This window comes from Methanocorpusculum sp. GPch4, assembly GCF_012062385.1.
GTDB classification, from domain to species: Archaea; Halobacteriota; Methanomicrobia; order Methanomicrobiales; family Methanocorpusculaceae; genus Methanocorpusculum; species Methanocorpusculum parvum.
The window spans coordinates 1-9,194 of record NZ_SIJA01000073.1 but is presented as its reverse complement, the minus strand read 5'-3'; the positions used below and the strand labels follow the sequence as shown (position 1 = coordinate 9,194).

6 protein-coding genes are annotated in these 9,194 nt (G+C 52.8%); 5 read left to right on the top strand and 1 reads right to left on the bottom strand.

The window, feature by feature from the left end; genetic code table 11:
- Positions 1-370 precede the first annotated feature (370 nt).
- A complete protein-coding gene (locus EYA77_RS06380; protein ID WP_167816241.1) occupies positions 371-1,567 on the bottom strand; it encodes a PQQ-like beta-propeller repeat protein in 1,197 nt (398 codons plus the stop codon).
- Positions 1,568-1,664: 97 nt separating this feature from the next.
- On the opposite strand from EYA77_RS06380, the gene endA reads away from it, so the two are divergent.
- From endA to EYA77_RS06355, 5 genes are all read left to right on the top strand, one after another.
- The gene (endA, locus tag EYA77_RS06375; RefSeq protein ID WP_167816240.1) at positions 1,665-2,675 is read left to right on the top strand and encodes a tRNA-intron lyase; all 1,011 of its coding nucleotides are present in this window, start codon (positions 1,665-1,667) and stop codon (positions 2,673-2,675) included.
- 11 nt (positions 2,676-2,686) lie between these two features.
- Positions 2,687-3,943 (top strand): tryptophan--tRNA ligase, encoded by a 1,257-nt coding sequence (locus EYA77_RS06370; RefSeq protein WP_042699211.1) that lies wholly within the window; start codon positions 2,687-2,689, stop codon positions 3,941-3,943.
- A 3-nt stretch (positions 3,944-3,946) separates the two neighbouring features.
- Positions 3,947-5,371 carry a phenylalanine--tRNA ligase subunit alpha gene (locus tag EYA77_RS06365; protein WP_167816239.1) on the top strand — a complete coding sequence of 475 codons (1,425 nt, stop codon included), beginning with the start codon at positions 3,947-3,949 and terminating at the stop codon, positions 5,369-5,371.
- Position 5,372: 1 nt separating this feature from the next.
- Positions 5,373-6,995 carry a phenylalanine--tRNA ligase subunit beta gene (gene pheT / locus EYA77_RS06360; RefSeq protein WP_167816238.1) on the top strand — a complete coding sequence of 541 codons (1,623 nt, stop codon included), beginning with the start codon at positions 5,373-5,375 and terminating at the stop codon, positions 6,993-6,995.
- Positions 6,996-7,336: 341 nt separating this feature from the next.
- Positions 7,337-7,927, top strand: coding sequence for a GPR1/FUN34/YaaH family transporter (locus EYA77_RS06355; RefSeq protein ID WP_042699202.1), 591 nt, complete (start codon positions 7,337-7,339; stop codon positions 7,925-7,927).
- The last annotated feature ends 1,267 nt before the right edge of the window (positions 7,928-9,194 follow it).

Below are 9,194 nucleotides of genomic sequence, written 5' to 3'. Positions count from 1 at the left end.
TAATTATAATAATAATTATTATATTTTACTATTTTACGCAAAAGAGAGAGAAAGGCCCGCAGTGTCTCTCTCCCGGCAAACCTGACCATCCGTTCCTCCCTCTTTCCACACCTTTGTCAAATGGGGCAAATTGACAAATACTAAAATCAAACTGAGAATATTGATTCGATTGCCAAAATACGCCCGCAGATACTTGACAACCCGTTTGACAACAACTCGCTCTTTTCGGCAAGTCCGCCTCCTTCCTTTCCAGCCTGCCTTTTTGGCAAAGCTCTTTGGTCCTCCCTGTCCGGAAAATCCAACGATCTGTAAGGAGATCTGCGTATATCTTAGATCAAAAAAGAGGGTCCGGGGATCCCTTGCTGACTCCTCAGCGGTTTTTCCTGCGCTGGAAACCAAGGCAGGCAGCAGCTCCGAATAGGCCGATGATGCCTCCTGCCAACGGAACCGGGCTCGATGCAGCCGAGCCGTCGGTGAGACCCGCCAGATATCCGTCAGCAGAACCGGTCAAAAAACTCCAGCCGGCCAGGACCGCACTGCCGGACGAGGTCTTTGCGACCGCGTTGAACTGACCGGGAACCTCTTCAGGATACACGATATCCAGTAATGCTCCGGACGGGGTAAGGGTCATCCATAATGGCGAATTCCATCCGGTGCCGGCGATCAGATACTCATCTCCAAGTTTTGCAACGCCGTACGGGACCGCGCCGCGCAGTTCTTTTTCCCAGACGACCTTACCGTCGGAAGTGATCATCGATGCCCAGATTATACCAAACGCAGTTGAGAGATTATACGGAGCAGCCGTGCCGGCAACGAAGTATCCGCCGTCTTCTCCTTCACAGAGAGCATATGCGGTACTTCCGGGACCGTAGTATTCTGTCTGCAGGCTGTCGGTTTTTATAACCGTGTTCCAGACCACCGTTCCGCCGTCTTTTATCTGCATGATCCATGCTTCATCGCTGGTGGAAGACGTATTGGAAGTTGCTCCGCCGACAAGAACATAGGCTCCGTCATTATTCTTCATCATGGAAACCGGGATCCTGCCCTCCGGAAGGGACAGCTGATCGTTTGCAGGTGTGCCGTCGCTCAACAGAAAACTCTGGGTAAATCCGGTGTCGGTCTCCCAGAACCAGCCGGCAAATTTGATCGTACTGCCGGATACCACAACAGGCTGAACACCTGCGCCGATACCGGGCAGCGGAAGTTCATACAGGATCGTTCCCGTCTGATCAGCACGGCAAAGATAAGTGTCGGTCCCAAGAGCGGTGACATAGACACAGCCCCCGTCTGACAGGAGCGTGATCGACCGGAACTCAGAACCGGTGACATTGGCCGACCAGAGCTCTTTTCCTTTGGCATCGGTCTTTATCAAAGATAAAACGCCGTCATGGAGGATACCAAGATAATACCCCCCGTCGTTGGTACCTGACACGGACATGATGTCAGTGTACAGATCACCAATATGATACGTCTGATTCAGATTTTCGGTGACCGCCGCCTGACCTGCGCCGCAGAAGAGAACAGCCGCAAGAAGGAGGAGGAGAACCGCATGTATTCGTCGGGACATAGGAGTATATTTCACGTTCCTTGTTAGTATCTTTTGTCGTTCTCCCTGACACACACCCCCCTCATTAATGATAATAGAGAACAAACCTTAACTCCGCGTGAAAGCAGAATTCGACGGAACCCAGGTAATCGCCCCATCCGAAGCCCTCTCCCTTTATGAGCAGAGCGGCTACGGCCGGCCGGACAAATCAGGAACCCTCCGTCTCGATCCCAAAGAGGCCCTCTATCTGATGGCACGGGGAAAAATCGAGATCCCCGGCCTCTCATTTGACGAACTCCTTGCGGAGTGTGCAAAAACACCTGGCTTTTTACGAAACTTCGTTGTCTACCGGGACATCAGGGAACGCGGCTACGTGGTGACCACCGGTCCTCAGGATTTCCGTGTCTTTCCCCGCGGCCTTCGACCCGGAAAAGGTCAGTCCAGATATCTGATGCGCGTGCTCTCGGAAAGAGATATGGTCGACCTCGCGGCGATCATCAGCGATGCGGTCACCTCGGCAAACATGCGCAAACAGTTTGTCCTGGCAGTATTGGACGACGAGCATGAACTCACGTATTATGAGATCAGGATCGGGAAACCGAAAGCCGATGAACGGTTAGAGCTCCCCGCATTGATCCATGCTAAGATTGCCGGGATCCCCTCATACGTGACTGAGGATGGAAGCGGTATCACCGAGACACTGAAAACTCTCTGGCTCGGCACGATGCTGGACGGGGTCAGACTTTTCCTTTCACCTCTGGAAACCGCGTGGCTTCTGGAAACCGGACATCTTGAAACGGAACCTTCCATGACCGCTGAAGAATACATCAGCCTCGCGGCGTCAGCCGACGGCGAGTTCATGGACAAACTCACCCTGTACCGGTACCTGAAGGGTCTCGGATTTTTCCCGCGGTCAGGGTACAAGTATGGTCACCACTTCCGCGTGTACACCCAAAGCGGCAAACACTCCGAGATGCTGGCCCACGCGGTACCTTTGGAGACGCTCATGTCGATGAGTACGATCTCAAGGTCGGTACGTCTCGCTCACAGCGTACGGAAAAAAATGCTGTTTGCTTCCATCTCCGGAACAGAGATCACCGAAGTCGAATTCGCCAGAATGAAAATGTGATGTGAAAATATATGGCAGAACAAATAAACCCCTGGTCAAGCGCCCCGAAAGTCGACATCAACCGGCTCTTTGAAGAGTTCGGGATCGAATCGTTTGCTGCCCAGAAACCACTCCTAAAAGATCAGCCGGTCTTTATCAGAAGAGATATCGTCGCCGGCCACCGCGGATACGAGGCGATATCCGAAGCAATACGAATGAAAAAACCGTTCCATGTCCTGACCGGATTCATGCCCTCGGGTCATCCGCACTTCGGACACCTGATGGTGATGAAAGAGGTCGTCTGGCATATCGATCAGGGCGGACGCGGGTTCATTTCGATGGCGGATCGGGAAGCCCACGCAGTTCGAGGCCTCTCCTGGGATGTCTGTGACAAATACGCCCGGGAATATATGGAATGCCTCTATGCACTCGGATTCAAAGGAGAGATCTACTCCCAGCGGAAAAATAATCTCCTCAAAGATCTTGCATTCGAAGCGGCGACGAAGATAAACTTCTCCGAACTCTCGGCAATATACGGATTTGGTCCGGATACAGAGTTGGCACACGCGATGAGTGTCGCGATGCAAGTGGGAGATATCCTCTACCCGCAGCTTGTCGGGGGAGCAGCCCCGACGATCGTTCCGGTCGGGATCGATCAGGATCCGCATATCAGACTGACCCGCGATGTCACCAAAGCCCTGCGGATGTTCCTTGTCGAAGACAGAGGTTCGCACATCAGCATCCGGGCGAAAAAAGCAACCCCTGAAGCGATCGATGCGGTCGCAAAACGCTTCAAGGGTGCGAAAAAGTATGAAGGACACATCGATCTTCCGGCAGGACACAACGCGGCCGAGGTCGATGAGATCGTTCGGTCCATCGAGCAGGAGTTCGGCGGATTTGGATTCATGCTGCCTTCTTCGACGTATCACAGTTTCCTGCAGGGTCTGCAGGGCGGAAAGATGTCCTCATCGGTCCCGGAAAGTCTTGTCTGGTTCGATGACACGGAAAAGGATGCAAAGAAAAAGATCATGGGCGCTCTCACAGGCGGCAGACAGACCCTTGAAGAGCAGAAAAAACTCGGCGGCGAACCTGAGAAGTGCTCGATCTATCAGCTGAACAAATTCCATATGCAGGAAGACGATAAGGAGCTCGCAAAGATGTGCGAAGCCTGCAAAGCAGGTGAGCTGATGTGCGGGACTTGTAAGAAGGAAACACTGGAACGTGTTCTCACCTTCCTCAAAGAATTCAAAGAAAAACGTGATGAAGTATCTCACATGGCGGAGTGGTAATGTATGGATCTTACAATAAATGAAAAAAGGGTTCTTGCAGCCCTGATCGGCTCCGGGCCGACGAACGCGGAGGCTCTCGCAGAAAAGATGGACGCTGCGCTTGAATCGGTGATCCAGTGGGCCCATCTCTGCGCGGACAAGGGTCTTGTGACCCTCGAAAAAACCGTCACCGAACAGGCAAAACTCACAGAGGAAGGAGAGAAATATGCGAAAGAGGGACTGCCGGAACGCCAGATCCTTGCAGGCATAAACGGCTCCATTCCGATGAGTGAACTTACCAAAAACCCGCTTTCCAGGATCGCGATCGGCTGGCTGAGAAAGAAGAACTGGGTCACGATCAAAGACGGGATCGTTTTCGTTAACGAAAATACCGCCGTCGGCGAGGACGAACTGGCGCTGAAAAACCCGGTTCCCGGCACGCCGGCATGTAAAGAACTCGTAAAACGCGGACTCGCCGAGATCGTGGAAAACACCGAATGGAAGATCGCGCTGACCCCGGAAGGCGAAAAAATCGCCAAAGGCGGTCTTGATCTGCGTGAAGAGGTAGCTACCCTCACCCGCGAACAGATCCTTTCGGGCGAGTGGAAGAGTCTGCCGCTTCGAAAATACAGCATCGGCAAACTTCCGAAAAAGATCTTCGGAGGCCGGATCCACCCGAACCAGCAGATCCTGGATGAGATCCGCGATCTCCTCTTCGAGATGGGATTCACCGAGTTCCACGGATCGATCGTACAGAACTCGTTCTGGAACTTCGACTCCCTTTATCAGCCGCAGGATCATCCCGCACGTGAGATGCAGGATACGTTCCATCTCGCCGAGGAACTGCCGCTTCCAAATGGATGGGAAAAGATCAGAGATATCCACAAGTTCGGCGGAGACACCGGTTCGACCGGCTGGGGCGGAGAGTGGAGCCCGGAGGTTGGAAAGAAGTGTGTTCTTAGAACCCACTCCACCTCGCTTTCGATCCAGTACCTTGCCGAGCACCCGAACCCGCCGCTGAAGGCGTTCTCGATCTCCCGTGTCTACCGCAGGGAGACGATCGATCCGACCCATCTGCCTGAGTTCGAACAGCTGGAAGGTATCGTGATGGACAAGGATCTGCACTTCGGCCACCTGCTCGGGTTCTTCAAGGAGTTCTTCGGCAGGATGGGATTCGAAGAAGTCAGGTTCCGTCCCGGTTACTTCCCCTACACTGAGCCGTCTGTCGAACCTGAGGTCTGGGTCGACGGACTTGGGTGGGTCGAGCTTGGCGGAGCAGGTATTTTCCGAAAGGAAGTTACTGCTCCCTGGGGAATCGACTGTCCGGTCCTTGCCTGGGGACTCGGGGTTTCCCGTGTCTCGATGCTCAGAATGGGTCTCAAAGACCTGCGTCAGCTGTATAAGAGCGATATTGACTGGATACGCGCAAGCCCGGTAAGGAGGAGTTAAGATGCCGATCGTAAAACTCAACAATGCATATCTGACCCGCCTGACGGGTACCGATATCGAAAGGATCCGTGCGAGCCTCCCCATGATGGGATCCGAGGTGGAACGCGAGGAGGAGGAGCAGACTGATGTTCAGTTCTTCCCGAACCGTCCTGATCTGTACAGCGCTGAAGGCACGGCGCGTGCTCTCCGGGGATATCTCGGCATAGAAACGGGTCTGCCGAAGTATGAAGTGAAGCCGTCAGGCATTTCTTTCTCAGTCGATCCGAAGCTTGCAAATATCCGCCCGTATCTTGGATCGGCGGTCATCAGAAATGTCCATATGGACAATGCGATGATCGAATCCCTGATGGGTCTGCAGGAGTCTCTCCACTGGGCAGTCGGCCGCGGCCGCAAAAAGGTGGCGATCGGCGTGCACGATCTCGACCGGATCGAAGCACCGTTCTCGTACATCGCAGCGGACCGTAAGACAAAATTCGTGCCGCTCGATTACGAGAGGGAAATGACGATGGAAGAGATCCTTCTCGAGCATCCGAAAGGAAAAGCCTACGCAAAGATCGTTGAGGAGTTCGAAAGGTTCCCGCTGATCACCGATGCAAAGGGCAGGGTCTGTTCCTTCCCGCCGATCATCAACGGAGAATTAACGAGAGTTACGGAAAACACGCACAACATCCTTCTGGATGTAACCGGCATCGAGCCGCGTGCCGTCGGCGTTGCAGTGAAAATCCTCTGCGCCGCATTCGTCGAGATGGGCGCTTCAGTCGAGTCAGTAAACATCGACGGTGTCGTCTCGCCCGACCTCAGTCCTGACAAGCGGATCGTTTCCGTCTCCGCATGCAGTAAACTGACCGGGATCCCGCTGACTGCTCCGCAGATGACCGAACTTCTTATGAAGATGAGGTTTGGCGCCGAGGTGATCGATGAGGACAGGGTCGCCGTCGAGATACCCTGTTATCGTGCCGACATCATGCATGATCATGATGTGTATGAGGATGCAGCGATCGCTTACGGGTATGATAAGATCGAAACGAGCCTCCCGCCGAGTTTCACTGTAGGAAAACCGCACCCGGTCCAGAAACTCTACAGCCTTGTCAGAAATATCATGGTCGGGTTGTCGTATATCGAGAACACGCCGTTCACCCTTACGAGCGGGGAACTCTCCTACAAGATGATGCACAGACCGGAGAACCCGGCGGCGCTCCATGTTCTTCATCCGATCAGCGAGGACCAGACGATCATTCGAACCGATATCCTGCCGCTTCTGATGGAGTCGCTCTCGATCAACCGTTCACGCGAACTTCCGCAGAGGATCTTTGCCTGCGGGGATGTGGTGGAGGATCTGGTCACCTCCCCGAAGATGGCAGCGGCTTCTATCCATACGGCTGCGGACTTTTCGGAGATATACGCCGTGATGGATGCATTCTCGCAGATGATGTCGATCGAATACGAGGTCCGGGAGTCATCAGATGATGCGTTCATTCCCGGAAGACGCGGCGATATTTACGTCTCCGGAGAGAAGGTCGGCGTTTTTGGCGAGATCAATCCGGATGTTCTTGTCGGGTTCGGACTCGAACATCAGGCAGTTGCTTTTGAGATGGACCTGAGAGGGTTTGTCGAAGGAAAGTGAGCTTCTGCGGAATTTTTTTCATCTTTTTTTCTCAAAGGAGTTTCGCGGCGGGATATCCTGTTTTCCTGGACCCCTATCTGGTTCCGGATACGATTTACAGCTGTCAAAGTCAGGTACCGACCTCATTACTTACTCTGATATAGTATGGAGCGATCGGCATTATGAACATATTTGCTAAAAACAGGGTTCAAAAATCTGGTCAGAGTTATAATATTTGTTATTGAGGACCTTACCAGTTACATAACTAATATATACTTATCCCCACAACGATAGTACGTTGGTGCGCCGGTTTCCAAAATAAGGAGATCTAGTGTATCATTTTTGGAGAATGTGAATAGTTTATGGACCATATCGAAGAAAAGAACAGAAACAATCTCTTCCTGATGGACAATACCGCCAATCCTGCACCATTCGGTCTTTGTGCATTTGGGACGACCACGATTCTGCTCAGTCTCCACAATGCCGGAATAACTGATCTGACAAGTCCCATCATCGCGATGGCGCTGTTCTATGGCGGACTTGCCCAGCTCATCGTTGGCATCATGGAGTGGAAGAAGAACAATACCTTCGGGATGGTCACCTTCGGGAGCTTCGGGCTCTTCTGGATATCCTTTGCGGCTATCTCGATTCTGCCGGCGCTTGGTCTTGCAGCGGCACCAACCGCAGTGGATCTCGCAGCATTTCTCTCCGTCTGGGGTCTTTTGATTTTCGGGCTGTTTATCTGCACTCTGAAGATGCACCGGCTCCTGCAGGTCACCTTCGCAGCGGTCCTCCTTCTGGTGGTGCTGCTTGTGGCTGCAAACCTGACCGGTATTCACCTGATCCATACCCTGGCAGGCGTAACCGGTATCGTGGCAGGCGCCCTTGCGCTCTATATGGGTGTCGGAGCCATCATCAATGACGTCTTCGGCCGCCGGGTACTCCCGGTTTAACCAATTCCTTTTTTTTCTCCCGGAAGCGGACGCAGATCACTTCGTTCAGGACGATGCTATTCTTCGTGACGGCATTTACTCGCGAATGTTTCGAACTTGCTCAGCTGAGGTCGTCCGCGTCCAACCCGCCCACTCGCAAAGCTTCACTTTGCTCAGCTAAGGTCGTCGACTTGTTCACAAACCTTCGGTTTGCTCTCCGCTTCAGGCTTACAGCCCTCGCTTGTTCTCCGACCCGCCAACTAAAATCACGAAAAGGAGAACAGGGGCGGAAGGATTTGTCGGCTGGGAGTGTGATTCGGGACGTGTACGGCTGAGTGTGGATACATGAGATAGAACAAACCGCGTTCGCAAACTTTCAGTTTGCTCTCCGCTTCGCTTCGCTCGCTTGAATCGGCGCGAATCCAATTCGGGAAGGGTAAGGTCGGGTGTGGATACATGAGAAAGAACAAACCGCGAATCGGCGCGAATCCGCCCTACGGGCGAGATAATCGGATTTGCTTATCCTCACTCTCGCAATCCAGCTTCGCTGTCTTGCTCGTCCCTTCATCGGGAGCGGGTTGGACGCGGAACGCGGACGACCTTAGCGTAGCAAATCTTTAGATTTGCGGGACCGTTCGGGCAAATCCTGTCGGCGCCCCAGCGCCTCCTGTGAGAGAGATGTTCATTGATCATTACATGTATGATCATAGTTCTTTTTTGACAAACGCAAAATGAGACGGAGAGAGGAATATCCGTTGGGAGCCGCTGGGGCGGCGACAGGATTTGCCCGAACGTTCCCGATGAAGGGACGAGCCGTCGTGTTGATAGCGGGTTGGACGCTGAAAGCGGACAACCTTAGCGGAGCAAGGCTTTGCCTTGCGACTAGACACGACGAGCGAGAGTGAGGATCAGCAAATCCGATTCTCTCGCCCGTAGGGCGGATTCGCGCCGATTCGCGGTTGGTTTTTCTCATGCATCCACACTTGACAATCTCCTTCCCGAATAATATCAGGGATCCTGGGACCCTTCCCGGAAATATTTCCCCCGATTAAATTTTGTTCATTTTTCCATTCGCAAATAGGTGTTTCGATTCCAAAATCACCTTCCGCCGATCAATTTTGACCATTTTTTAATGATGATTTTTCGTGGGTAAAAATCGAAATCGGCAGGATCCGGCGTATTTTCTCCTTCATGCAGTCATAGTATATAAATCAATAGGGAGGCGCCTGGAAAAAACGATACCCCCGGAATAACTACCTACCTAGTGCGTTACTAATTTATATAGTAG